The sequence below is a fragment of the Pseudomonas sp. 28 E 9 genome (assembly GCF_900004785.1).
Lineage (GTDB): Bacteria > Pseudomonadota > Gammaproteobacteria > Pseudomonadales > Pseudomonadaceae > Aquipseudomonas > Aquipseudomonas orientalis_A.
This window is the reverse complement of sequence record NZ_CVTK01000043.1, coordinates 169,339-194,536: the sequence shown is the minus strand read 5'-3', so window position 1 is coordinate 194,536 and position 25,198 is coordinate 169,339. Positions and strand designations below refer to the sequence as shown.

Below are 25,198 nucleotides of genomic sequence, written 5' to 3'. Positions count from 1 at the left end.
ACACAACAGTAATCTCAGGGGGTCGCTCGAGCTCAGCTTCTAGATTCGTTTAAAGATTGGTACCCATTTAGGATTTTCTCCGGTACACCAGATAATAGGCAATGTATTGTTCGGGCAATTATCTTTAAATACAACTAGTAACTGTGAGTCGGCGTAACCCAATGGATGACGGGACTGGAGCTTTGACCCATATTTGCGTGCCATTACTTGTGCCTTATGCTTATCCCCCTCATCAAATAGCTGTGACACCTGTGAAAATGCTCTGTCCCCTTCGTCAAGGACATCACAAACCTTGAGCTCTACACGAAATGGAAACTCACCAGAGTCTATAACTTGTAAGACTTTTTCTACACCACTTCGAAGTCCGCATATAACCCCGACCACTACTAGGATATCTCTTTGCGAAATCATCTCTCCCGCCGCCTCGCTAAACTCCCGGAGGCAGTCAATCATAGTAGTGCCAGAACCAATTATATCATCGATAAAGACGACTGCTTTAGTTTGCTCGTCGCCGCTCAAAGCCTTCGGTATATCAGCAGAGCTCTTTACACCATTTGAAATAATTCCATTTTCGGAAACATACATTCTCAGATAGGATGAACCGCTTTTAGAAGGTGGACCGAAAGCACTAACAATAATATCGCGCCTGGAACGCTCTCCGCTCTTAACAGAGTAAACAACTTCTCGCCTGACCACATCATGTATTATTTTTAATTTCTCTCTGACTCTAGCCTCTCCATAAAAATTTATATTTTCTAGAATCTTGAATGCTAGACAACGCTCTGCATTACTCTCGAATTGAGCTAGCCACGCTCTAATTTCGCTTGAGCCCACTCTGCGCCCTCTATAGAGTTCCCAACTATCTGCTAATGAAATCAAGCTGGAGTCTGGTATATATGCAGCGCTCTCTCTCGCCTCAAAGGCACTCAGCGCTTCTTCATCAGCAAATGCAGCCCTTAATGTATGAACGCCTTTCTCTACTAACCATCGTTCAAATAGCTTTGGCTTAATTCTCAAACTACCTTCTTCTTCGACGAGAATATTTCGGCTAACGAAACTATCAAGTATTTCCTTTTGCACGCCAAAGTCTGCCCCCCCAAACATCATTTTTTTATCTACAGTGCCATGCTCACGGAGTTTGTCAGCAAAAGATATCAAAAATCTTCTACGTTCCGTCTCTATAAGATCTCGTCGCTCAGGATCCTCTACTCTGATGCCATCACTCCAAAAATGATTTAAATTAATCGCCTCCATTGTTTGTACGCTATCCCTGACGGCATCTTCAATCTCATCCGCAGAAATAAATGAACACCGTCTATCACACATTTTCTTATATAGAACTTTCGCGACAAACTTTGTATAAAATGGGTTACCTTCGGTTGCTTCATAAAGTTTCAAAATTGCCTCATCGCTATACTCCATAACGTCACGCACCGGCGTTACCAGAAGCTCTTTAAAGTCTTCCCAGTATTCTGACTTATTAAAGTAACCGACATTGGACGCATCAAACTTGTTCAATTTATCCGTACTCTGCATGATAACTCCCATATTCTCACCACCTACTAGTATTAGGGAGACTCGTCCTTCACCACTTTCACCGCTGAAGCTTCTCAAATTATGAAAAAAAGAATCACCCTCAATAGTATAAGGATAAAGCTGAGACGGAATTTCATCGAATTCGTCTATTATTAAGACGATTTTAAGATCAGGATGTGCGTGAACAATATCTTCTATACAAGAAACTAGTGGAGATAAAGATGAGTCTACTTTGTAGCTTTCTGGATCAATTGAAACATGCCGAGCTAACGAGCGAATGACCTTATCGCCTAATGATTTTATAAATCGACCCGGTGAAATCTTATCGAGACTTCCAGTTTCAATAAAGATCGCGATGTGATTGGCTTTAGCCTTAAATCTATTCTGTATCGTCTTAGCCAAAGAAGTCTTACCTACCCGTTTCTGACCGTAAATTATTGAGGACTCGCCCTTTCTCAAAGAAAGTTTAGAGTAGATATTCTCCAGCATATCTTTACGGCCAATCAGCTCGTCTTCGCTGTCGACAGATTCCAAACTGTACGGCTGTAGGTACTTTATTTTCTGCCAATCTAAAGTTCCATTCTGAGGGATGATGAGGAGTTCAAAATCGATCTCAGTTCTTACACCAGAATAGTCTGTCCAAGACATTAAACCCAAAATGCTTGGTGTTCTATAGGCGTCACAATTCGACCTCATGTTTACAATAAACTCATGTATCCCTACATCCAAAGCCCCCAAAGACAGCTCTTGAGATTCAACTTCAATACTGCTGTCCACCTCCAAAATATTTATTTGAACGTTGTATGCAATGCCTGGCCCAACATTGACCAAATTCATTCTATAAGAAAACACCTCACCTGTCGTGTGAAGAGGATATTTCCTGTCCGTTCCGGCTATTACCAATTCGGCAGACTGTTGTGATCCACTAAGCTCAAAGTGCAGCGCAGTCACAGAAAGCACTTCATGTATTATTTTACTAACAAATGTTTCAACGTATATATTCGCCCCGTGCCTACGAATATCCTCGTCATATTTTGTAATTACGTCCTCAAGCCTTGAGAAAGATTTTGATGAATTTACCCTATCAGATTCAATGTAACCATCTAAAGCATTGAATACTTCAGCCACACGCTCAGGCGACACTAAGGATCTATCGTAAATTTGACTCTCGGAAAATATTTTCGTTAGAGGACTACTCAAAAGCTTTTGGTATCTACGACGGACCTCCGAAGCAGTTTCCACGCTAATCATTGATCCAGCTAAATCTTCGAACTGTCTTAATTGAGTTGATTCAACCTCTTCCATTTTCCGAAAAAGATCATGATTAGCGATTTTTCCTGTAAGCTTCAATATCTTATAAATATCTTTAGAATAAACATCATCCCACAAGGTCGAGACTTTTAGCCGTAATGCAGTATCTTCCCAAAGAATCTTAGAATGTTGACTAACAACTCGTAGCAAACAAGAGGCTACCATTTTTTTTATAGCTTCGCCGTTAGCGGTGTCAAAAACTGAAACTAGTGGGTGCCTTTCATCAAGGCCTAAGTAAAGACATATCCTTCGAAAAAAAACATGCAACCCTTCAATTGAGTTAGCTTTCGTGAACTCTGCGAAATCTTTTTCTATTTCGTTACTTCCTACAGGTATACCTTTCATCGATGTCCCTTTCAGATAAATTATGCAGTTATTAAAACCTTAGATTGCGCATGCAATGGCGTAGGCGTAGGCGTAGGCGTATTCAAAATACTGGTAGATGTCTGCATGTCCCAATGATCGTCAGAGATTTCGCCCCACGGGTCATCGCTACATATAAATCCTTCGCATCAAGCGAGTCGGCATGGAGAATGACGGCGTGGTCATACTCAAGTCCCTTGACTAACAACGTCGTTCCAATCAACTTGCGGTGGTTGATCGGCCGACCGGAGTGCCTCATTTCACGCTGATACAGGACACCAGCCTCCACTAGCGTCGCAACTTGGCCATCAATATGGATCTTGATGACGCTGAAGAAACGATAGAGCAAATCACGGCGATAGGCTGAAGTTTCAGGGTTACTCTTTAATGCATGAAAAAAAGCCTTGAGATTGCTGCTGGACGGAACAGTCAGATAGTCATTTGCCGCCTGGAGTACCAGCGGATATTTGGTAGTTTGGCGAAGCTTGGTCACCTCGCCTCGTCTAGTGCCTGCCGTTAACGTGCCAGGTACGCCTGTAAAGCATTTCATCGCAAACGTCACAGCGAGCAGAAAGCCATCCTGAGCGCTCTTTACAGCCCCTAGCTTTTTAAAGAATAAGTGCAGATCTTTCCCTTCGATTTCCTCGATTGACGAAAAGCGTCCGGCCATGGATTTTGCCAAGAGATGCGTTTTGTTCTTGGACTGCTGATCGCCACCGTGCAGGGCGATGACGCTCTCATTATGGTTCAACAGCCCACACAGCGCTGAGTACTGTTCAGCGACTAGATACTCGGGCTGGGTGTGGGCACTGATTACGCTTGGTGGCAGTTTGGCAAGAAGGTCAATCTTTTGGCCGAGCTCAATCTTTCGCCTTGTCTCTTTTAGCCACTCGCCAAGGGCTGGACTCTTCGCGTTGATCCACCGCCAAGGGACCTCCAACTGTCCCAAGCAATAAAATTCGGGATAGATGCTGGCTTCCCAATCAACGGGCTTGCCGTCGTCAAAATCGAATATGGCTTGCAGGGGGTCACCCAAAATCCGGCTCGGGAGGAACTCCGCCAGGCTACACACCAGATCGTGTTGCAGGTCTGAGCAGTCTTGATACTCGTCGACGTAGAGACCTATGTAGCTTGACGACACCGCCTCACGGATGAACCTTTTGCCCAGCAAACGGGTGCAGCACTCGTACAACTTACACCACTGTTTACTGGTCGGGTTTTCAATTTTCCACCCTGATGCCTTCGGATATGCCAAACAGAGGCGAAGTGCCCAACTCGCGATCGTATCGACTTGGTACTGGGAACCGCGAACGCCCAAGTTTGCCATCTTCATTTTTATCGAGTTCACGCCGGCAAAGGTGTGCGTCAGGATAAGCTGCCGGCCGCTGGACGCTCGCACCGCCATTGCGATGAGATGAGTCTTTCCAAACCCCGCTGGCGCGATTACATAGCCCTTGGAGGTACAGTCGTTGAGCTTGATTGCGAGGTCTTCAGACACGCTTGGCCCACTCCCAAAGCCTTCCCAACTCTACGGCGAGATTTGTTTTGCCGAACATGGGATCGTTGAAAGCAGCACTCACCGACTTGAACCACTGATCGCCTCTAGTAGTGTCCTTGAACCACCCCGCACTCTTTGCTGCAGCACCAATTGCAGTCCGCAGCTTGGGGCTATCCCGCCACTCGCTGATGTCAGGGTCGAGCACGTCCTGATACTGCGATCGCACTTGATCGTATACCGAGTAGAAAAGTTCGACTCCGGCAAGCGTCAAACTGGCAAGTACGGAAGCCCAGGGTAGATCTGCAAAAGCCCGTTCCTCAAGCGAAAGTTTGTCGCTCCAGACGTAGGTGGGAATTCCTAACGCCACAAGCCCAGCAGCATCAGCGGCTGAGAACTGCTTCTCGGCATCGCCATCAGCTAGCACCGACACGTCATAGCCAAGTTTTTTGAAAGCAATGGCCATGCCCTTCACTTTGCTGGCTCCCTTGGCGTCCAGCAACGCCACACCGTGATACGACAATGGATCTTGCCCATTCTCGAGTTGGTGATCGTCAAAGCCCCTTATGAAACCTACCTCGGTAGCGCCTTCACATACGACGACCTTTTTGGCCAAGAATGCTTCAGCGCTAGAACGAATCTTCCCCTGAACCTCATGCTCTTCGAGGCCCTTCTCGGCAGCAGAGACGATCGTCACGACCCCGCCCTTGCTGTGGACGATATGAAGGTCCTGCACCGTGAGTTCGCGAAGCACCATGGGCGAATGAGTGGTTAGGAAATACTGCCCACGTTTGTCCTCCCTAATGTGCTTGACGAGACGCGTAATGCGATGGGGCTCGAGGCCGAACTCCAACTCATCGAACAAGGTGATATGGCCTTCCTCCAGACCTGCTTTCTGGATTCCACACTGAAGCATTCGGCGAGATCCCAGACCTAACTGGCGTAACGGGATTTCGCCGTCATGCAGGGAAAGACCGCCAACTTTCAGGTTGATGGACGCCAAGTCGAGATGGGCCTTATAGGCATCAAGTACAGGGATACCCAAGAGCTTCGCAATCTCTTGTGATTTGGTTGCTGCATTGTCGAAGTTTGTCAGGGTGACAGCGCGGTCGACGTCGAGTGAACCTCTCGCGGTCCTCGATGCATTGGCCAATAGCTCGCTCAAGCTCTGCGCCGCGGTCAGCTTGGCAAGAGCAGTTCCGTTTGCCCAGGAAAGCTCTCGTTCACTAAATACTCCGATGAGGCCCACGCCGACCTTGTTTCTGTCTGCCTGCTTGAACTGCACTCCGTCAGGATTGCGATCACACACGACTGTCCACTTCGGCTCCAGGTCCTTTTCGACGGTAAGCCGGGCGGTCACTACGCTTTCAAAATGATCATCTGGCTCGTCATGAAGCTTCTGAGCTGCAGCATCCCAGCCCCTCAGGTGAAGTCCGTACTTATTGAGTGCACAGAAGTCATCTGCCAAATGCCCAATTGTGATCTCAATTACAATGGGATCAGCGATCTTGCATTGGTAAAAATCTGAGTCGCTGAGAGCAAGATTCCACTGGGGATGGAACGTGTAACGGATGGCTTCTAGGATGGTGGACTTTGAGGAGTCGCCCTTGCCTATAAGGCAAAAAATGTCGGCTGTTGGCACGTTCCAATCAAGCGCTTTCACCCCTCGAAAGTTCTTGATCACGATCTTTCTGATTTTCACCGACCGGTATCCTCTGATCGTCATCTATGAGTGAGGCGAAATCCATTAGTAGCGCCTCACCTGGCTCTAAAGGAGAGCTGCGGGAGTGGCCATTCGCCTTACCCATCATAGATGACATCCAGCGAGCCGGGGAACTCGCCGCACGAATCCGTCGAAGATCGCATTATCCCGCAGGCTTGGGGATACTTACTGGAGAGGAATCACAGCGAATGTCGATCACCCTCAGTTTTGTAATCGAACAGCAGTCATATTAGCCCTTTGCTGCTCCCTGACCACAGCCTGCTGATCTATTCGCGTCTGGATTTGAGTGTAGAGTTGAGCCCGCTCGTTGTCGCGGTCGGCCACCGTAACCACCAGTGAATACTGTTCCTTTTTCTACAGCCGAGGGATTCCAGTCACGATCCTGCATGACTACGACCACAACCCACTTCTCGCCGGGTAACGGCGTGGTTGTACTCAAGGTCTTAGGCCCGCAACGTTGCTCCAATCAGCTTGCGATGGTTGATCGATAGCTCCGAATGCCTCATTTCGCGGTGATAGAGATGACCGGCCTCCAGCGTCGCGGCTTGGCCATCAGTATGAATCTCCAGCACGTTGAAGAAGCGATAGAGCAAACCACGGCGGTAGGCTGCTGAGCACCCTAGATTCTGTAATTAAACCGCAGTCATCTTGGCCCCTAGCTGTTCCCTGACTACAGCTTGCTGATCTATTCGCCTCTGGATCTGGGTGGAGATTTGAGCCCGCTCGTTGTCGCGGTCGGCCAAGCGCTCCCCGTGGCTTGTCGCCTTGGGTTGTATATAACTTGAATGGTTTCTAAGCCATGTACTTTGGACTTAAGCGGCTGCAGAGGTTGTCGTGACGTGTGAATGAGTTTGTTGATGTCTTCGGTCAGGATGCTATAGGATCAGATCAGGAGATGGCATTCCTCCTGTAACCGCCTTCGTGCTGATGATGCCTACGTGAACCCTAGACAGGGTGCGTAGGTGCGCTCCCTGTCCCAATCGAGGATAGGACATGATTCCCCATCTCATATCTTTCTGCATACCAAGCCTTCGCGGTTTCTCAGTTCTATCGCAATTTATTGGTAGGGATTGAAGCGATGTTGAAATCACTGTTTGCGATAGCCGTAGGAGCTTCCCTCGGCGCCTGGATACGCTGGGGATTAGGTATGCGACTGAATGCTCTGTTCCCGACAATTCCTCCGGGAACAGTCATAGCCAATCTTGTTGGGGGGTACATCATCGGTCTCGCGCTAGCATTCTTTGCTTCGACTCCTTCGGTCAGCCAAGAGTGGCGCCTCCTGATCATGACTGGCTTTTGCGGCGGTCTTACAACCTTCTCTACGTTTTCCGCAGAAACGCTGACGCTAATTCAAGAAGGTCGAATTGTCTGGGCGTTGGGAGCCATCGGCATCCATGTCACGGGATCGCTGGTTATGACTGCACTCGGACTGCTGACATATCAATATTTGAGCTCAAGCTGAGGTGCTAATCATGAAAGGCTTCCTGGTCGTTTTCTTTACTCAACAAAATCGCCGTTATAAAGGAAAAATGTTGGGGGATTGGGTTGTAGACCTGGCGAAAGATCTGGGGCTTCGGGGGGCCACTCTTTCAACAGGCATTGAAGGCTTCGGCCAAACAGGTAAATTACATTCCGCGTATTTTTTTGAGATGGCTGATGAGCCGGTGGAAATTCAGCTCGCCATCACGGAGGACGAGTGCGACAGTCTTTTTCAGAGATTAGAGGCAGAGCAGATTAGCCTGTTCTACATAAAGTCTCCCATTGAGATGGGCTTTGTCGGTCAGGGCGAGATTGAGTCACACCAACCAAAACCCGCTAAAGATTTGGGGTGAGCTAGCTTGATGCTATTCACGGAAATGCCCGCCGACAGAGCATCTTCCCTGACCAAGCCTGCGGCATCCGTAACAAGATTTTACATTTTCATCGCAGCTCGCTAAGATCGATCCATTGGAGATGGCATTCCTCCATTAACCAACCGCTGCGCCCGTAGCAGCTGATGATGCCTACAGAAACCTGATCAAAACAGGTCTGTAGGCGTTCGCGCTCAGAATCCCACTTTTGGTCAGGCCCACTTACTTTTTGTGGCTGGCCAAATGTCTAAACTTCGACGACCTGAACAACTCGACTTACTGCCCTACATAGCAAAATGGCTTGCGCTTGCAGGTCTCGTGGCTCTGTTGGCGGGTTCTGCCTCTGCGCTATTCCTCTTCTCTTTGGATCACGCCACGCAATGGCGGGAAACTCATCGCTGGGCGATCTGGCTACTTCCTGTTGCTGGCTTCGTCGTGGGGCTCGCCTACCATCTGATGGGTAAACCGGTTGATGCCGGAAACAACCTGATCATTGATGAGATCCACGATCCTAAAAAAATTATTCCTTTGCGCATGGTGCCGATGGTGCTGATCGGAACCGTGGTTTCCCACCTCTTCGGTGCATCTGTTGGACGTGAGGGTACGGCAGTGCAGATGGGCGGCGCTCTTGCCGATCAACTGACGCATGTCTTCAGGCTACGCCGAGAAGATCGTCGGGTGATTCTCATGGCCGGTATCAGTGCAGGCTTTGCCTCCGTTTTCGGCACCCCTCTTGCCGGTGCTTTGTTCGGGCTTGAGGTTTTGGCTATTGGACGCATGCGTTACGACGCGCTCTTCCCTTGTGTGGTTGCGGCCATAGTTGCTGACCAAGTGGGGCAAGCCTGGGGAGTGGTTCACACGCATTACGTCATCGGCGAAGTAGTTCCCGTGCAGCTTTGGAGCGTCATGGCTGTGGTGGCAGCAGGGATTGTCTTTGGCCTCACCGGTCTGCTATTCGCTACAGCGACCCACAAGCTCGGGGCCTTCGTTAAGCGGCTTATCACCTATTCACCATTAAGGCCCTTCGTCGGCGGCCTGCTGATCGCAATCGCTGTGTGGACACTCACTGGCAATCATTACATCGAGGTCGATAAGTACATCGGTTTAGGCATTCCAAGCATCGTCCAATCCTTTCAAATGCCAATGGCTCCTTGGGATTGGTTTGGAAAGATGGTGTTCACCGTCGTATCACTGGGCACTGGTTTCAAAGGCGGCGAAGTTACACCGCTGTTTTACATTGGCGCCACCTTGGGGAACGCGCTAGCGCCCCTGTTACATCTTCCCTTCGGCATGCTGGCTGGTATCGGTTTTGTCGCCGTCTTCGCTGGTGCAGCTAATACGCCGCTGGCAACCATTGTCATGGCAATGGAACTGTTCGGGCCTGAAATCGCCCCCCTCGCGGCCATTGCTTGTATCGCCAGTTACCTCGTATCCGGGCACACCGGGATCTATCACGCACAGCGCGTTGGTCACAGCAAGCATCACCGTCCGCTGCCGGAGGAAATCCGGCTCTCCGATATCAAGCAGTTCCACGCACAAACTAAATCTGAAAACGAGCGGAAAGTGGCTCTGGAGGGGGAAGAGAAATGACCGAGGATCGTCAAGATCGCCTGACAGCTTTGCAACTCTATTTCCCTGGCGCTAGTCGCGCTCGGGTTACCAGCTTCTGGCACCACCTGAGCGCACCTGCGCTAGCCCAGCACCTCCTTAAAGTTGCTCAGAAAGCAAAAATCGAGCAGGTCATGCTCAAGACGATTTCGGCAGGTTATTTGCCGGGGCATCGCATCTCGCATCATCACCCGGAGCTGGGTGATATGCGTCACCCCCAGTGCCTGGAACTGCTGGATACAGAGGACAAGCTGCGCGCCTTCCTGCGCGATCACGCTGACGAATTACGCAAGGTGCGAGCAGTCCTCCTGTTATGCGAGTTACCACTTAGTGACGCGTCGTAATTCAGCTTGAAGAAACAGCTCGTAAATGAAGATGCATGGTCGACCGAAGCATCGGTCGCTCTTGCAACCTAAGAGGATTTTCTATGAAAGGCTTTCAACTGACGTTTTTCACTGAACAGAGTACCAACTACCAGCACCTTCCACTGGGAGAGTGGTTGGTCGAATTCGCCAAGCGAGAGGGCGCGTTGGGTGCGACGTTGGTGAGCGGTACAGAGGGGCTAGATCATTTGGGGCATTTGCATACGGCGCATTTCCTCGGCGGTGCCGACCATCCCGTCACGGTGACTATATCCACTGATGAAATTGGGTGCGACAGGTTGCTGGAGGCATTGGCCAAGGAGTCGTTTTCACTGAGCTATATCAAACTGCCCATCGAATACGGTCGAGTGGGCCAGGCGAAAAACTAAAAAACGCACCTTGTTGGACAACCAATAAAAAGGATAAGCGCCATGTACCGAGTTTATAACCTACGTCCACAGCCAGCCCCTGCTAACTGGGCTCGTGACAACAAGCCGCTTCTCGTAGGACTGGTTTTCTGGTCACTTTTTCTGGCCGGCATCGCAGGCAGTCAACAGGTCTCGAGCGAGGGGTGGTACATCGTCACCTCGCTCGAAGGCGCATTGGTCACGCTGCGTATGCCCAGTGAGAAGTCCTGCAAGGCCGACGTAGCCCAGACCTGCGTACCGGGCTACAAGCTGAGAGCACAGCAACGTTGAGCGCGATGGCGGTTGGCAATCCAAAGATGAGATCGCGAAATGGAGCTCACCGACGTCGGCTCATCAAAATCATTTTAGAGAATTGGGAGACCACATGAGCGCAGTGACGCTGAGCATAGTATTCGGGCTTGTGATGGGCAGGTTTTTCACAGGATCCGTCTATGAGTTCGCCGCGCTTTTCATCGTAAGCGTTGGAGTGTCCTTGCTGACCTTTCATCTGCTAAATCAAAGGCGCGTCAGGCTACAAGCCCAGACGGCGTATTGCTGCTCTGTAATGGTTGCTTCAAACCAAATGATGGAGCTTTTCCAGATGGCAAAAAGAGGGCAGTTCATGCCCTTGGTGGGAGAGATTCCTGAACTAATTATTGGAGGCTTCTTGGTTCCCGCAATTGCGGTGTCGGCAGTGCAGCTGTTCAGGATACTCATGGAGGGCTGACGTCCGACATAGAGGCCTCTCAACGGTTTCACATCGTTAATGACGTTCCCGAATCGTTACTTGGAGAAGATCTATGAAAACGCAAATCCAGGCCATTCATGCACGTGAAATTCTCGATTCACGCGGCAACCCTACCGTTGAAGTCGACGTCACCTTGGAGTGCGGCGCCATGGGCCGGGCTTCAGTACCGTCCGGTGCCTCTACAGGCGCTCACGAAGCAGTTGAGTTGCGTGACAGAGATACACAGCGGTACTCCGGCAAGGGAGTGTTAAAGGCCGTTAGCAATGTGAATACCGAAATACTTGAGTCTCTGAGGGGCATGAATGCGATTGACCAGGAACAAATTGATCATTTGATGATTAAGCTGGATGGAACCTCTGATAAATCCAGGCTTGGAGGAAACGCGATATTGGGCGTGAGCCTCGCCATTGCCAGAGCGGCGGCTTCTGCGCTGAACTTGCCCTTGTTCCAATATCTGGGCGGCGAACAAGTAGCAAGAATGCCCGTCCCGATGTTCAATATTCTCAATGGAGGTGTCCACGCCAACTGGCAAGGCCCTGACTTTCAGGAATTCATGATTGCACCTACAGGGGCTGGCAGTTTCAAGGAAGCCTTGCGATGGGGCGCCGAGGTGTACCACGAGCTGAAAGCGGTGCTTAAGGACGTCGGCTATTCAACAGCGGTCGGAGATGAGGGCGGCTTTGCGCCGGCACTCAAGAAAAACTCAGACGCCATTGAGCTGATCATCAAGGCAATCGAAAGGGCTGGTTACGCCTCTGGATCTCAGATCGAGATCGCTATCGATCCAGCATCCAGCGGCTTCTATGAAAACGGGCTTTACCATCTGCGCTCTGAGGGTCGTAAGGTCGATGCTCAAGAGCTGATTAGTCTCTATTCCTCCTGGGTCGACAAGTATCCGATTGCGGTACTGGAAGATGGCCTCGCGGAAGACGATTGGTCAGGCTGGAAGCTATTGAATGCTGCTCTGGGTGGCCGGATCGAGTTGGTTGGAGATGACCTATTTGTCACCAATGTCGAACGGATTCAGCGAGGCATCACAGAAAACGTCGCCAATGCCGTATTGATCAAACCTAATCAAATCGGAACGCTGACTGAGACCAAAGCCGCCATCGAAATGGCCTATGGGGCAAATTGGGGGGCGATGGTTTCTCATCGTAGCGGGGAGACGGTGGACAGCTCCATCGCTGATCTGACTGTCGCGATGGGGACTGGCCATCTCAAGACAGGAGCTCCATGCCGGGGGGAGCGGGTCGAGAAATACAATCAGTTTCTGCGAATAGAAGAGCATCTTGGCAGCCGTGCGTTTTATGCAGGACATGATGCATTCGTGCGCTGACGGCCTATCGCCGGTAAACCTGTTGGACTGGTTACCGTAAAAAAACGAACCACGTATAGCTGTTGGCAAAAATGTCAGTGGCACTGGCCTTTCCTAGACGCTTGGAGATATGAGCATGAGCTACACGGATATTCCAGCTGGTAACGCGATCCCCGATGACTTCTTCACCGTTATCGAGATTCCTGCAAACCACTCGCCGATCAAGTACGAGGTGGACAAGCCAAGTGGACAGATCTTCGTTGATCGCTTCCTCAGCACGCCGATGTTCTACCCGGCTAACTACGGGTTCATTCCAAATACCTTGAGCGATGACGGCGATCCTTTGGACGTCATCGTGATTTGCCCTTACCCGGTATCACCTGGCGTTGTCATCCGCAGTCGCCCAGTAGGTGTGATGTACATGACGGACGAAGCTGGTGCGGATGCCAAGGTAATCGCAGTGCCTCATGAAAAACTCAGCTCTATGTACAGCAATGTAAAGGAATGCTCTGACCTCCCAGCATTACTCCTCGCACAGATTCAGCACTTCTTCGAAAACTACAAAGCGTTAGAGCCGGGTAAGTGGGTGAAAATGGGCCGCTGGGGGAGCGCAGACGAAGCGCGGGAAGATATTCGTAAATCGGTAGCGGCCTATAACCTGAAGAAGGAGGCTTCCAAGTAGTGTTACTCAATCAGAAGAGCGCAGAGCAGGAAATTTCTCTGAAGGTAAGAGAAGACTTTTTGCTGCTGCCGAAAACTGCTGAATTGACGCGCTGGGTAATGGCCCAGTCCACGGGCGAAAGAACATTACCGTATTTCGATCCACTGGATGGCGGCGTCTTCGCAAGGGTATTGATCTTGTTGGAATCGCCCGCTCGAACGGTCAGTCTTCCACGGTATGTCTCAAGAGACAATCCGGGGCCTGCACAACGCAACCTGAAAGGTTTCATTGAGCAGGTTGGACTGGCACGTCACAAAACCGTCCTTTGGAATTTGTACCCTTGGTTACCAGATCTCGATAAGCCCAAGGGTCCGCTCCGCAGAGCGCAAATTGAGGAAGGTATCGAGATGCTGATCACGCTACTGACGCTTTTCCCTGATCTCGTCACTATCGTGTTTGCCGGACGTGTTGCCCAGAAAGCCATACCGCGTGTTCGGCTCGCCTTCCCTAATTTTTCATTGCTGGAAATGCCACACCCAAGTCCCCTTTCTGTTTGCACTCACCCGAATGTTAGGCAGCGCATTTTGTCCACACTGCGTCACGCCAAACAGTCGATCAAGTAGCCAAAGGCTCAGGTTTTGCTCGCCTTGCTCAGCGAGTGGATACACGGCGAGACGAACAAGTTGCCGCGATAGGCACCAGCCAGGGTTTTAGCCGCGACGATCATCCACATGACAGTCAGCATCAACACCAGCACCACGCCAAAGAAGCTAAAGAACGTGAGGTGCAGCATAGAGCCCAATTTGAGGGTTGTTACAGCGTACACTCCCAGCGGAAAGGTGAAGCCCCACCAGCCGAGGTTGAAGGGAATGCCCTCCCTGAAGTAGCGCCCGGTAATTAGCAGCGCCAATACCATCCACCACAATCCCAGCCCCCAGAACAGCACACCACCGATCAAGCCAATGCCCTCGGCTACGCCGCCGATGCTTGCCATTCCATGAGCAGCAAAGATTGCTGGAGCATCGTTGCCCAGCAGCAACATCCCCAAAGCCCCGGTACCGATCGGCCCTAAAGACAGCCAGCTCGATGCTGCCATGCTTTCATGAGGTAGTTTGTGCAGCGCCATGCGCAGTAACAGGATCACCAGTATGCTCAAGGCGACGGGCACCGAGTAGGCCCACAGCACGTAGCTGGTGATGAGCATGGTGAACTGTGCGCTCGCATCAGCGAGGTGCGGAGCCAATAGACCGCCACTGGCGGCAGCCACCTCAGCCGCAACTACTGGCAGCAGCCATACTGCTGTCATCTGATCAATGCTGTGCTGCTGGCGAGTAAACATCATATACGGGATCAGCACCCCGCAGGCCAATGCCATGGTGACATCGATCCACCACAACACTTCCGCTAAAGCGACTACCCCACCCCCCCAGCGTGGCAAACCATAAAGGAGAAAACCGTTGATGATGGTCGCCAATCCCATGGGGATAGTTCCAAAAAACATCGATACAGTGGAGTGGCCGAAGATCTGTTTGGCCTCGTCGAAGAACAATACCCAACGGCTCGCGTACATCAGCGTAAACAGGCAAAACAGCACGATATTAAAAAACCACAAGGCTTCCCCTAACGCTTTGGGCCACTGCGCAACAAAGGGCAGTTGGCCCAGAGCCAGCGCCAGAATCCCGGTGCCCATCGTGGCGGCGAACCAGTTGGGTGTGAACTGCCGGATCGCTTCTCGTGGATTGGACAAAGCCGCCAGTGGATGGCTGCCGCCCATTATAGCTGCGAGTCGTGTCTCACTCATTTTCGCGCTCCCGCTTCAGTGTGCCTTCAATATGACATGGTTGAAGTATAGCTTGATGGGCATAGCGGTAAAAACGGATAGTATAGGTTTATATTACCTATTAAGAAGGTAGATTACTTGAAGCTAAGCCTACGCCAGCTACAAATTTTCTGCGCCGTCGCGCAGCACGGTAGCACCACCAGCGCCGCCATTTCGGTATCACTGTCCCAATCTGCAACCAGCGCCGCACTGAACGAGTTGGAAAGCGCCTTGGATACCAGGCTGTTCGACCGTGTAGGCAAGCGTTTAGTGCTGAACGATAACGGCCATGCCTTACTGCCTCAAGCCAGAAGGATGCTTGAGAATGCACAACAGATAGAGGCCAGTTTCTTACCCGGCCATGCCGGGCTGAAGACACGCTTGCGGGTAGGATGCAGTACCACGATAGGCAATTATGTTCTGCCATTAATTCTCGGTGAGCTACGTCAATCAACACCACATTTGAGGGTCGATGTCGACATGGCCAACAGCATGGCTATCGCAAGAAGAGTCGCTGATTTCGAGATTGATATGGGCCTGATCGAGGGGCCTTGCCACCTGCCCGAACTCAGTGCCGAGCCTTGGCTTATTGATGAGTTGCTTATTGTCGCAGGCCAACGGCACCCCTTGGCACTAAAGCAGCAGGTCACACTTGATGATCTTCGTACCGCTGAATGGCTACTGCGCGAGCCAGGTTCTGGTACCCGTGAAGAAGTCGAACAATTGCTGCTGCGTCATTTGCACGATCTCGCCGAAACGCGCCAGATCGGCAGTTCGGAGGCCATCAAGCATACCCTCGCACAAGGCATCGGCATCAGTTGCCTGTCCCGCTGGGTCGTTCGGGATCTACTGGCCTCTGAAGTTCTGGTTGAACTGCCGCACGCGTTGCCTGCACTGACCCGACGTTTTTTTCTGATCCGCCACCGGGACAAATACATCTCGCCTGGGCTTGAGCGATTCTGGGAAAACTGCAGTCAATTCGTGAGCCAGGAATAGCTAGACCTATTTATAAAACAGGTAAGAGCTACCAAAACAAGTTGTTTGCGGAATTTATCAACGACGCATAAAGTCAACTCATTGCCTTGCAGCGATGAACGAGTTGTATATGCCAAGGCGCGACTGGATGCCTTGCTTACCCTATGAGGAAACTCTGATGAATGTGATAAAGAAAACCGTCACAGCCCTGACGTTGGGTGTTGCGTTGGCCGCATCGATGAGCGCGTGGGCCGCGCAAGATCGCTGGACGTTTGACGGCGATATTCACAACAACTCGCTGGCCGTCAGCCCTGATGAAACGACGGCGGTGGTCTCTTACAGTCAGCGTCCAGATGTAGTGGTTTATGATTTGAAAACCGGTAAGGTTCGCCAGGTTCTCACCGGCTACGTCACGCCGCGAAATATTGTGTTTTCGCCAACTGGCGATGTGTTCTACCTCTCCGACAGCAGTTTGGGGGTCGTGCGCAAGATTGACACCAAGACTTTAAAAGTGATCGCAGATATTCCGTTGGGTGCAGGTGCTTTTGGTACCACACTCAGCAAGGACGGAAGCCTGCTCTACGTCAACAATGAAGCGGCCAGCACGCTGTCGGTCATTGACCTTGATCACCAGCGGCCAGTAGCTGTGGTACCTGGCTTCTCCCAACCGCGCCAGGGCATCCGAGTAAGCCCTGACGGCAAAACCGTCTATGTCACCAACTTTCTTGGGGACAAAATTACCTTGGTCGACAGCAAGACCAATACGATTGAAGGTGAGATCACTGGCTTCAACAAGTTGCGCGCCATCTCCATATCGGCGGACGGCAATACGCTGTACGCGGCTAACAGCGGCAGTAACAGCATCGCAGTTGTCGACACTCAAAAACGCGCCATCACAACCACCGTCATGGTTGGCAAAGACCCCTACGGCGCAGCCCTCACTCCAGACGGGCTGCACGTCTACTCGGGTAACCTCGGTGACAACAGCCTTTCAGTGATCGACACCAAAACGCTGAAAGTGACCACCACTGTGACCGGTTTGAAGGCACCCCGCCAGGCCATTGTCTTCACCAAAGACAAGTCGAAGGCGTATGTCCTCAATGAGGACTTGAGTATCTCCACAGTCAATCTCGCCAGCAACAAGGTGGTGTCGACGCTCAAGGCCGACTGATTGAACAGCGCAGGCCTTCATGGGGGCCTGCTGATACTCCACGACCAAGTGAATAATAATGAGTGAAAATGATGAGTCCTGGATGATGGATCGCCGTCGCTCATTGAGATGAGCCAATGATGCTTGACCGTGAGCGTCGCTTTGCTCAATTGAGGAAGGCACAGGGTCGGGGGGGGGGGAGCCCAGCATTCCAGCAAAAAATGATATCGGGACGTTTTTTCTACGGAATCGAATTAACCTGTTTGTGGCTCGTCTATTGTCTGATCGCTTGCCGTTTCAAAAGCAGGTGGGTCTTCTAAAAATTAAAAATGACCAAAGGAAATACATATGTTCAAAAAGATGATTCTCACCGTCGCTGTTGCCGCCAACTGCATGTCGGGTTTGGCGCTCGCCGATGCGCCAGTCAAGCTTGCTGAAACGGACAAGGGAAAAGTACTCGTAGACGCGAAAGGTATGACTCTTTATACCTTCGGTAAGGACACCTCGGGCAAGTCGGTCTGCAATGGGCCATGCGCTTCAAACTGGCCACCTTTACCGGTATCCGCAGACGCGAAAGCGGGTCATGATTACTCTGTCGTCACTCGAGACGATGGCACAAAACAATGGGCATACAAAGGCATGCCACTTTACAGCTGGGTCAAAGATACCAAGCCAGGGGATACAACCGGTGACGGCGTCAACCAAGTCTGGCACGTTGCCAAGCCGTAACGTCAGATAATTAATAGGCTGGCTTACGCCACTGGCTTTGTCAGTGGCGCAAACCAGAAGAATACACACCTGATATTTTCGCCAACATACAGCCGCCGCGCCTCATAAATCTTTGATGGATCATTTCAACGAAAAATGAGGCCGAGGTACGGTACACCTTGGACGTATTCCCGTAACGCCAGCCTGGGGTATGAAGCATCCAGAAACTAAGCCGCATCTACACAACCCACCTGGATCACCTCTGGACTGTTGAACTCCAATAGGGGCTAGCAGCGGGACTGGGATTTATTACGGTTTCAACCCACAGATCTGATTAGGTAGGATGATCCAAGGAGCATAGCAAAAAACTTAATTCCGTTAAGGAAAAATTACTTAAAAAATCTGATTTAGTTGTATTTGACCACCTGCTTGCATTCAACTTGACCAATTGCATTCGTATTCCCCACCTGGATAAGCGTCAGATGCTCTTACGGCCGTTTGCGAATTTTGATTCTTCGCATTGATTCGCCTTTCAGTTCGATGATGTGGGACTTGTGAACGATACGGTATATGCGTCCGGCCAAGTCATCTACCCAGCCCCGAAAAGCCAAGACATGGTGTTCACTTAAATTAAGTGGACACCAGTTCTAGCCTTTTAAGCGGGTATTTCGTGCAACCAACACGCCGTTCCTACTCCAAGTCCTTCAGAGCCCAAGTCATTCAAGAGTGTGCCCAGCCTGGTGCTTCGATTGCCAGCATCGCACTCAGCCATAACCTCGTCCACAAATGGATTCGGCCGCAATCGCAGAAAAGCACAGCGCTGCAACCTGCATTTATTCCATTAGCGATTTCGCCCCCCGGGTTCCAGCGTCTGCAAGGCTCGCTGATTCACTCGACCACTGGGAAAGCTTCCCGAGCTAACCGCATCTATACCGAGGCGAAGGTGTCCAGCACCCAGGCTAGCTAGGATAGGGCCGCATGCCTGAGCAACCAGAAACGGTCGAGTGAGCAACTCCATTCGCAAGTCGTACCCTGCGCACTGAACAACGCAAGAGGCCGCGTGCCACGGGGAGTCTTGAGAATGCCGTTAAAGCTCCGTACAGTGCAATTGTGACGATGTGGCTTCACGCTTTCCCAAATCCTCCATCTACAGCACCACGATAACTCTTGGACTTGCAGCTCAAAATCGAATGCAAACGAGCGGTCAAGTCTGTGCAATGACGCAACTGCCGAGATTGAGTACCCAAGTATTACTGAGTGATGACTTTGAGGGCCTCAAAATGACCATGCCGAATGAACGCACCCAAGCAGTCATCCAAACGGGGGAATTTCTGCTCGAGCTATCCCAAGATTCATCTTTGCCCGAACGGATACGCCGTGACGCCAAATTTCTCCTGCGCCACTATCCAAATCCGTTTCAGATGCTGCTGGCGGGTCGGATCGAAGAAGCGTCAGATCCTGACGTGTCCCCAATGGGTCCGGTTTTCAGCTCTTCTACCGAAAGCAGCTATCACTCCCCGGTCACTTACGCTACAGACGCGAAAGTCCCCAGATGAACGATTGGGATAGAGCTATCGGAGCCCTGGCTGCTGCTCGAAAAGTCGTGTTTTTCACCGGCGCCGGCGTCTCTGCTGCAAGTGGGATTCCAACATTTCGCGACAAGCTCACAGGCTTTTGGGAGAAGCATGCCCCTGAAAAGTTGGAAACAGCACGGGCTTTTCGAGAGAACCCTCAACTGGTCTGGGGATGGTACCTCTGGCGGCGTTCCCAAGCTGGCCAAGCCCAACCAAACGCCGCTCATCTTTCGATTAGCCGACTGGCGAGCACCGGCATACAGGTTTCAGTTATCACTCAGAATATTGATGACCTGCACAAGCGCGCGGGATCTCAAAACGTTGTGCATTTGCACGGCAGCTTGATCAATCCGATCTGCTTTGCCTGCAAGCGTCCGGCTGAACTCACAACTGAACAACTCCAGGTTTCTGCAGAAGGACAATGGGTAGAGCCTCCACGGTGTACCCGGTGCAATGGGAAACTCCGACCCGGAGTTGTGTGGTTTGGAGAGGATCTGCCTTCAGGATGTTGGAAAGCAGCATTGGCTGACGTCAAAAGTTGCGACGTTCTGATCTCCGTCGGGACCTCAGGAATCGTCAGGCCTGCGGCGGATATACCTGAAATCGCGTCGACATCTGGCGCGACGGTCATCCACGTAAACATTGCAGACGTTTGCCTAGGGGCTCCAAACGAGCTGATGCTCATGGGTTCGGCCGAGCAAGTGTTGCCTGCGCTGTTGCTGGCCACACCCTCTTCATAGGACTGACAATGTCTTGGGAGGACAATGGGACCGCTTTCGTAGCGCTTACTTTGTAGGGCCTCTGGGCTTAGGTGGCCCTTTGGACTCTGATAGCAATCGGCTGTACGCATCCTCTAAGCCTTCTCGAGTTTGGGCGGGCAATGCTGGTTTCTTCTCTCGCTTGGGCTTCGAAGGGAGATTGGACGGTGAACCCGGTGGATGGAGCAGCTCGAAAGTCTTGCGCTCCTCGGCTGTAAGGGATGAAACAAAAATCTTCTCGCTCACCCGTAAAGCACGATCGTCCTTGGCAAAGCTCAAGACGTTTGATGGCATCGGCACCGGGAACGGGCAACGAAGGTCAGGCCTGCCCCCGGTTTTGCTCTTATGAACGCTGAGGCGAATTAGCTCCTCGACGTCGTCCCTACTGCTGGAGTAAGCGGCTGAAAGGTATGCCTTGTTGACGTCCTCCAAAGTAATCGTATGGCGACGGGCTGCACGGGCCTCAAGATACGCCACCTTGATCAGTTGAACCGCCAGACGCTTTATACCGAACGTCCAGCGATACAGCTCATGTACCAGGGCACAGGGATCTGCAGATACGCGCCCCCCGCTCACGCGTATGCATTCTAGAACATACTCCTTCCAGGCCTTCGAGTCAGGATGGTCCGGTAGCATCACACGGGGTTCAGAGAGAAGCCGTTGCTTGTCCTCACTGTTCCTTGTCAGCAATTTGTGACCCAGGCTGTAGTTGGCTACATAGATCATCGGAACCCCAAGCCCGGCCATGGTGAGGAGAATATCCGTAACGCGGGCCCCCCCTTGGCCAGTGCTCTGATGCTGCATCTCTTCGAGCATCATTAGTGATACACCATCACGATTAACCCTACGCCGGCACTCCGTCAGTAGCTTTGATGTATTCGCTCTAACTCCTGTCGCGTCGCCACCGAGGAAGTCTTCCAACAGCTGTCTGCCGCCAGCTTTACCCCTCGCGCTGGCGTACCAGTACGAGATTAATATATGAGGTTCGTGGTAATGAGCGGATGCATATGGTGCAGGTCCAGGCATCACCTTCATCAGCGCACTGATAGTTTGGCTCTTCCCAACCCCTGCAAGGCCGGTGAGGCAGATAGGAAAGGCCTCGTTCTCAGGGGGGTGATACAGCCGACGCTGATATTGCTGGTCCGTGGAGAAACTCTCAGCCGAAAAGCTGCGCGCACGATCAACGCTGTCTTTGATGAAGTCCAAAGAAAACTGGTTGGGAAGGAAAATCGTCTTCAGTACCTCTGACAAACGCTCAGCGGCCAATCCAGGACTCAACTCTTCAAGCCCGGTCACCGGATCAGGTTGCACTGTAATCAAACTCCGGATATCAGCCAGCGTGTCCAGCCCGTCAAAGCGCGCAGAAAAGATGTTAGTCATTGCCTTTCCCCATCAACCGCTTCTGGTCGGCGGCATCACGTTCAGACGCTCCTCCCTTCGCAGGACGCCCAAGCTTGCGGGTACCACTGTCCCAGGCTTTGCCTGTAGCGTGAAGAAATTGGGCATTGCGATCCTGAAGGATTGCGGGCTGCTCTTCACGAAGCTGCGCATTGCCACGCAGCCGATTCTCATTGAGCACCTGAAGATCCGACAGCGAAATGTCGACGCTGCTGGGATGGACGCTCGCCGGCTTTACAAAGTCCAACTCGTACAAAACGCCTTCTAATTCGATCCAGATATGTCTAACACACATGGTCATCACATAAGCTGTGACCGGTATCTGGCCATTGAGCGCAATGCGGTCAAAAACCGAGGTATCAATCAGCTTCGATGAATTGTACTTACGACCATAAAAATAAACCCCACTCCTTTTGATGTGCGCCGGATGAGGTGTCAGGAATTCTCTCACGGCGTAGTCAAAAGTTACCTCCGTGCCGGAATCGTAACCAAGATCACTGTAGAACTTGTAAATGTTATGTGGGGTGGGGCTGAAGCCCACATCTAGCATCTCAGGTGTCATCTTCCCTTCAGCATCTGAAGCATGGTTATCGTAAATAGCTTGTAGAATATGCCGCTTGCATATCTCCACAAAGTTGAGCGAGCTATGAAAGTGTGTTGGCTGATCATTGTCGGACTTAGTCCGAGGATGTGACGATTCAACCGTGGCCTTCGACTGACCCGAGTGGGTAGGAGTCAGCTCAAGTCTGGATAACCAACTCATCATTTCGTCACGGGCCACTGCTTCTGAACGAGTCGGTACGCCCATGGTAGAGCCTGGCCCACGGTCGAAGACGATGTTTTGCGGCAGACCGTAAGTAGGCCAGTCTTCTTTTCTGATAGTCAGGCCGAACAACGACGCAAATTTGACCTTGCTTATGGCCATCGAGAACAGGGCCATGCGGTAAGCTTCCATGGTTTCTTTGTTTTCGGAGAAACCCAAGGCGACGACGGCACCAGACTGGCCACACACCCCTCGAACTATACAGGCCGAATCCATAGCGGATCCTTCGAGCAAGCCAGATATCTTGCCTTTGGGGTTGTAGCCGTCAAACTCAACAACTTGGTTTACATTGACCAAGTCATGGGAAAAGCTCCCAACAAACCCGGACTTAGCTCGAGCCCCACTGGTACCTCTACGTGCTTTCCTATACGCCTTCGTACTTATCGCCTGACCAAGGTAGTAATCGTACTGTCCTTTTGTGGGGAAAGGCTTACCTTCGGGATGATAGAACTTCTTATTTCCTGTCGATGTTGTAAAAGGAACACAACCGAATTCACCGACCAGCACTGCACCAAAGATTTCAGCGTCAGATTTAGTTTTATCGTTGTATTTGATGAACCCGTCCAGGATAGAAGCCTGCATTTCGGCCGTAGCAGGGGATCGGGATTTGCGTCCTGACTTTGGCGGCCTTCCCAACATTTGCCCGTCTGCGTTCTGTTCCCTTTTGCCTCTACCGCAGCGGTCGAACTTGGGCATAAGCGCCCACTTCGAGCGGCCGAACACTAGATAGCTAAAAAACCAAAACCTCAACCGGGCTGCATTCTGAGAAGGTGACTGATTGGCAGCATGAGCGTTGATGATCGATTCGGGATTGTCGTTCGAGAGGATCTCTTCAGCATGATCTACCAACTCCGCTATGGCGAGGTAACGCTTGTTAACCATCTCATCGTAGCTTTTCGTTGCCCTTACCCGATCTTTTTCCAATTGATCCACTGAAATGCCCCGGATGGCCATTAACCAAGGAGGTGTGGCGTCACTACCGCATTCCACAAGATCACCATTGGTCAGGGCCAGATCAAATTCAGGCCGGGAAAGCGTTAGCAAACTCGCAGTGGTGCCCTCTTCATCAAAAAATACAAGGCGTGCCCTGTTTGCCCTGCCGTCACCTGCAAGGAAATAGTATTCGACATCCTTCGTCAGCCCTTTGAATCCTTCAGGTGCTCTCAGCTTAGAACCAGTGATCATTCGGGCAGCCCGGCAAAAAGTGAGCTATAGACCCGCAGAACATCCGGCGCATCCGTCACCAATGGATGATCGATAAGTATCGGGTCAAACAAACTGACCGGTAGTTTGCGCTCCCATATGTCTTTGTAGATCTTCGTCAGAAACAGATCACGCCGCCCCCACCGCTGTCCGTACATCAACGCAACGGACGCTACTGGTCTCCCTTGGGTGACACAGTCTTCGATGTCGTGTGAGAAATCCTCGAGAAGATTTGATTCGAGGCTGATCTCGCGATCATGGTAGCCATACAGAAGATCCAAGTTGGCCACTAGGACTGGGTCCAGCAGATCCCTGGAAACCCTCACAGTCCTGATGCCTGCACTGTGGTAGTAAATCTCTTCCAAGGCGTGCCGTAAGCGAGCTTTCTCGCGGTTTTCTTTCTGTTTCGCCAAGCTCTTCAAACTTCCCCGAGCGACCTCATCAAAATCCATCGCATTCAACTTTACTGTCCAGTTCACGGCATAGGGGTCCGAGCCTTGCGGCTGGATATAGAGAAGCAGATCGCCCAAATAGGGGTGGGGAACCCTCTGGCGCTCACCATCATCGTAGGTCACGACAGCTGTAGCGTGTTTGAGACCGATTTCCTCTGCAACCAATGATGTTCCCTTCACTGGCAGAAGTTTCAGCCCAGCAGCTAAGGGGTTTCCTTGAAGTGGATGAACTTGTGGAATGGGGCTGAGCATTTTCTGCTCATGCAACTCGAACACGTCGGGATTATAAAGAGCGAGTTGTGCGAAGATTCTTTCAGGGGTAGAAAGAAGATGCAGTGCTCGTCCAAGCTTCCTGCTATTAAGGCGGCATATACGAGAGCCCTTGGGCGCTTCACCAGGGACCGCATAAATTCCGGATAAGTAAATATCTCCCCATTTGAAACGGCCTTGTCGGCCTATTATGCGGAGTAACGATTTTTTTAGATCCACTTATGTTATCTACCATCCATTCAATCCTTAGCAGGTGACGAATAACAGTCCACCTACATCGGTTGAATAAGCCATCCAATAGCGCGGGCACGGCGATAGCTACACCACGCGCAGTATACTTTTCTGGAGACGAGCGGAGCCGTGCAGGGCTTGACGCCCTACGCGAGGGGATAGACAATGGATTCGTCAGGAGTCGAAAGCTGACTTATCCTCAAAGGCCCAAGGTCACACTTGGGCCTTTGTCTATCTGGCTCCTGGGTTTTCTATCCAGATTCCATGTTGTGGTTCCTCAAGCTTCAGTAATAGGCACTCAAACTATCTCGTTTGAGATAGCTGCACTTTCATAGCAACCTCGACGTTAATTAGGCAGAATTTGCATCGGTCGTTTGTAATGCATCTTCAGATTCAGTACTGCCTTTAGTAAACGTCAATTAATGATGCATGGTACCGCTGAAAAATGTCGGTTGACA

Annotated in this window: 23 protein-coding genes and 2 riboswitches; of the genes, 16 read left to right on the top strand and 7 right to left on the bottom strand. The window is 51.2% G+C overall.

Features of this window, described 5'->3' with window-relative positions; genetic code table 11:
- Positions 1 to 39 precede the first annotated feature (39 nt).
- From BFQ00_RS12150 to BFQ00_RS12140, 3 genes are all read right to left on the bottom strand, one after another.
- Positions 40 to 3,192: a phosphoribosyltransferase-like protein gene (locus BFQ00_RS12150; RefSeq protein ID WP_083227364.1), complete on the bottom strand. Its 3,153-nt coding sequence runs from the start codon at positions 3,190 to 3,192 to the stop codon at positions 40 to 42.
- An 82-nt stretch (positions 3,193 to 3,274) separates the two neighbouring features.
- Positions 3,275 to 4,708 (bottom strand): UvrD-helicase domain-containing protein, encoded by a 1,434-nt coding sequence (locus BFQ00_RS12145; protein WP_053481446.1) that lies wholly within the window; start codon positions 4,706 to 4,708, stop codon positions 3,275 to 3,277.
- The gene (locus BFQ00_RS12140) at positions 4,701 to 6,407 is read right to left on the bottom strand and encodes an ATP-dependent nuclease (RefSeq protein WP_057006708.1); all 1,707 of its coding nucleotides are present in this window, start codon (positions 6,405 to 6,407) and stop codon (positions 4,701 to 4,703) included. The genes BFQ00_RS12145 and BFQ00_RS12140 overlap by 8 nt, the downstream gene beginning before the upstream one ends.
- Positions 6,408 to 7,310: 903 nt before the next feature.
- Positions 7,311 to 7,372: riboswitch (Fluoride riboswitch) on the top strand.
- Positions 7,373 to 7,506: 134 nt separating this feature from the next.
- Here BFQ00_RS12140 and crcB point away from each other — a divergent pair.
- From crcB to BFQ00_RS12090, 10 genes are all read left to right on the top strand, one after another.
- Positions 7,507 to 7,890 carry a fluoride efflux transporter CrcB gene (gene crcB, locus BFQ00_RS12135; RefSeq protein ID WP_057006259.1) on the top strand — a complete coding sequence of 128 codons (384 nt, stop codon included), beginning with the start codon at positions 7,507 to 7,509 and terminating at the stop codon, positions 7,888 to 7,890.
- 10 nt (positions 7,891 to 7,900) lie between these two features.
- Positions 7,901 to 8,260, top strand: a complete 360-nt coding sequence (locus BFQ00_RS12130) for a DUF190 domain-containing protein (RefSeq protein ID WP_057006707.1) — start codon at positions 7,901 to 7,903, stop codon at positions 8,258 to 8,260.
- 108 nt (positions 8,261 to 8,368) lie between these two features.
- A riboswitch (Fluoride riboswitch) is annotated at positions 8,369 to 8,441 on the top strand.
- Positions 8,442 to 8,521: 80 nt separating this feature from the next.
- A complete protein-coding gene (locus tag BFQ00_RS12125) occupies positions 8,522 to 9,868 on the top strand; it encodes a voltage-gated chloride channel family protein (RefSeq protein WP_053481450.1) in 1,347 nt (448 codons plus the stop codon).
- Complete coding sequence (locus tag BFQ00_RS12120) at positions 9,865 to 10,230, top strand: hypothetical protein (RefSeq protein ID WP_053481451.1); 366 nt, start codon at positions 9,865 to 9,867, stop codon at positions 10,228 to 10,230. The genes BFQ00_RS12125 and BFQ00_RS12120 overlap by 4 nt, the downstream gene beginning before the upstream one ends.
- Positions 10,231 to 10,313: 83 nt before the next feature.
- Positions 10,314 to 10,637, top strand: coding sequence for a DUF190 domain-containing protein (locus BFQ00_RS12115; protein ID WP_053481452.1), 324 nt, complete (start codon positions 10,314 to 10,316; stop codon positions 10,635 to 10,637).
- A 42-nt stretch (positions 10,638 to 10,679) separates the two neighbouring features.
- Entirely contained in the window at positions 10,680 to 10,946 is a 267-nt protein-coding gene (locus BFQ00_RS12110; protein WP_057006255.1) for a hypothetical protein, read from the top strand.
- A gap of 94 nt (positions 10,947 to 11,040) precedes the next feature.
- The gene (locus BFQ00_RS29645; RefSeq protein WP_057006254.1) at positions 11,041 to 11,382 is read left to right on the top strand and encodes a hypothetical protein; all 342 of its coding nucleotides are present in this window, start codon (positions 11,041 to 11,043) and stop codon (positions 11,380 to 11,382) included.
- Between the two features lie 73 nt (positions 11,383 to 11,455).
- Positions 11,456 to 12,739: a phosphopyruvate hydratase gene (gene eno, locus BFQ00_RS12100; RefSeq protein ID WP_057006253.1), complete on the top strand. Its 1,284-nt coding sequence runs from the start codon at positions 11,456 to 11,458 to the stop codon at positions 12,737 to 12,739.
- Between the two features lie 115 nt (positions 12,740 to 12,854).
- Complete coding sequence (ppa, locus tag BFQ00_RS12095) at positions 12,855 to 13,400, top strand: inorganic diphosphatase (protein ID WP_057006252.1); 546 nt, start codon at positions 12,855 to 12,857, stop codon at positions 13,398 to 13,400.
- Positions 13,400 to 14,002, top strand: coding sequence for a uracil-DNA glycosylase (locus BFQ00_RS12090; RefSeq protein ID WP_003317532.1), 603 nt, complete (start codon positions 13,400 to 13,402; stop codon positions 14,000 to 14,002). The genes ppa and BFQ00_RS12090 overlap by 1 nt, the downstream gene beginning before the upstream one ends.
- 8 nt (positions 14,003 to 14,010) lie before the next feature.
- Here BFQ00_RS12090 and BFQ00_RS12085 read toward each other — a convergent pair whose 3' ends face one another.
- Positions 14,011 to 15,180, bottom strand: a complete 1,170-nt coding sequence (locus BFQ00_RS12085) for a TDT family transporter (RefSeq protein ID WP_010428856.1) — start codon at positions 15,178 to 15,180, stop codon at positions 14,011 to 14,013.
- A 117-nt stretch (positions 15,181 to 15,297) separates the two neighbouring features.
- Between BFQ00_RS12085 and BFQ00_RS12080 the strand changes: the two genes are divergently transcribed.
- From BFQ00_RS12080 to BFQ00_RS28100, 6 genes are all read left to right on the top strand, one after another.
- Positions 15,298 to 16,194: a LysR family transcriptional regulator gene (locus BFQ00_RS12080; RefSeq protein WP_017709553.1), complete on the top strand. Its 897-nt coding sequence runs from the start codon at positions 15,298 to 15,300 to the stop codon at positions 16,192 to 16,194.
- 157 nt (positions 16,195 to 16,351) lie between these two features.
- Positions 16,352 to 17,344 carry a YncE family protein gene (locus tag BFQ00_RS12075; protein WP_057006251.1) on the top strand — a complete coding sequence of 331 codons (993 nt, stop codon included), beginning with the start codon at positions 16,352 to 16,354 and terminating at the stop codon, positions 17,342 to 17,344.
- 327 nt (positions 17,345 to 17,671) lie between these two features.
- Positions 17,672 to 18,052: a COG4315 family predicted lipoprotein gene (locus BFQ00_RS12065; RefSeq protein ID WP_053481456.1), complete on the top strand. Its 381-nt coding sequence runs from the start codon at positions 17,672 to 17,674 to the stop codon at positions 18,050 to 18,052.
- A gap of 613 nt (positions 18,053 to 18,665) precedes the next feature.
- Entirely contained in the window at positions 18,666 to 18,998 is a 333-nt protein-coding gene (locus BFQ00_RS30455; RefSeq protein ID WP_122334530.1) for a transposase, read from the top strand.
- A 250-nt stretch (positions 18,999 to 19,248) separates the two neighbouring features.
- Positions 19,249 to 19,587 carry a BPSL0761 family protein gene (locus BFQ00_RS12060; protein ID WP_282955812.1) on the top strand — a complete coding sequence of 113 codons (339 nt, stop codon included), beginning with the start codon at positions 19,249 to 19,251 and terminating at the stop codon, positions 19,585 to 19,587.
- Positions 19,584 to 20,345 (top strand): SIR2 family NAD-dependent protein deacylase, encoded by a 762-nt coding sequence (locus BFQ00_RS28100; RefSeq protein WP_082638307.1) that lies wholly within the window; start codon positions 19,584 to 19,586, stop codon positions 20,343 to 20,345. Before BFQ00_RS12060 ends, BFQ00_RS28100 begins: the two co-directional genes overlap by 4 nt.
- Positions 20,346 to 20,390: 45 nt before the next feature.
- Here BFQ00_RS28100 and BFQ00_RS28095 read toward each other — a convergent pair whose 3' ends face one another.
- Genes BFQ00_RS28095 through BFQ00_RS12045 form a run of 3 tightly spaced genes read right to left on the bottom strand, consistent with a single transcriptional unit; the run spans position 20,391 to position 24,491 of the window.
- On the bottom strand, positions 20,391 to 21,743 hold the full coding sequence (locus BFQ00_RS28095) for a hypothetical protein (RefSeq protein WP_057006250.1): 1,353 nt from the start codon (positions 21,741 to 21,743) through the stop codon (positions 20,391 to 20,393).
- Positions 21,736 to 23,769, bottom strand: coding sequence for a hypothetical protein (locus BFQ00_RS12050; RefSeq protein WP_057006249.1), 2,034 nt, complete (start codon positions 23,767 to 23,769; stop codon positions 21,736 to 21,738). The genes BFQ00_RS28095 and BFQ00_RS12050 overlap by 8 nt, the downstream gene beginning before the upstream one ends.
- Positions 23,766 to 24,491 (bottom strand): transposase, encoded by a 726-nt coding sequence (locus BFQ00_RS12045; protein WP_224791158.1) that lies wholly within the window; start codon positions 24,489 to 24,491, stop codon positions 23,766 to 23,768. The genes BFQ00_RS12050 and BFQ00_RS12045 overlap by 4 nt, the downstream gene beginning before the upstream one ends.
- Between the last annotated feature and the right edge of the window lie 707 nt (positions 24,492 to 25,198).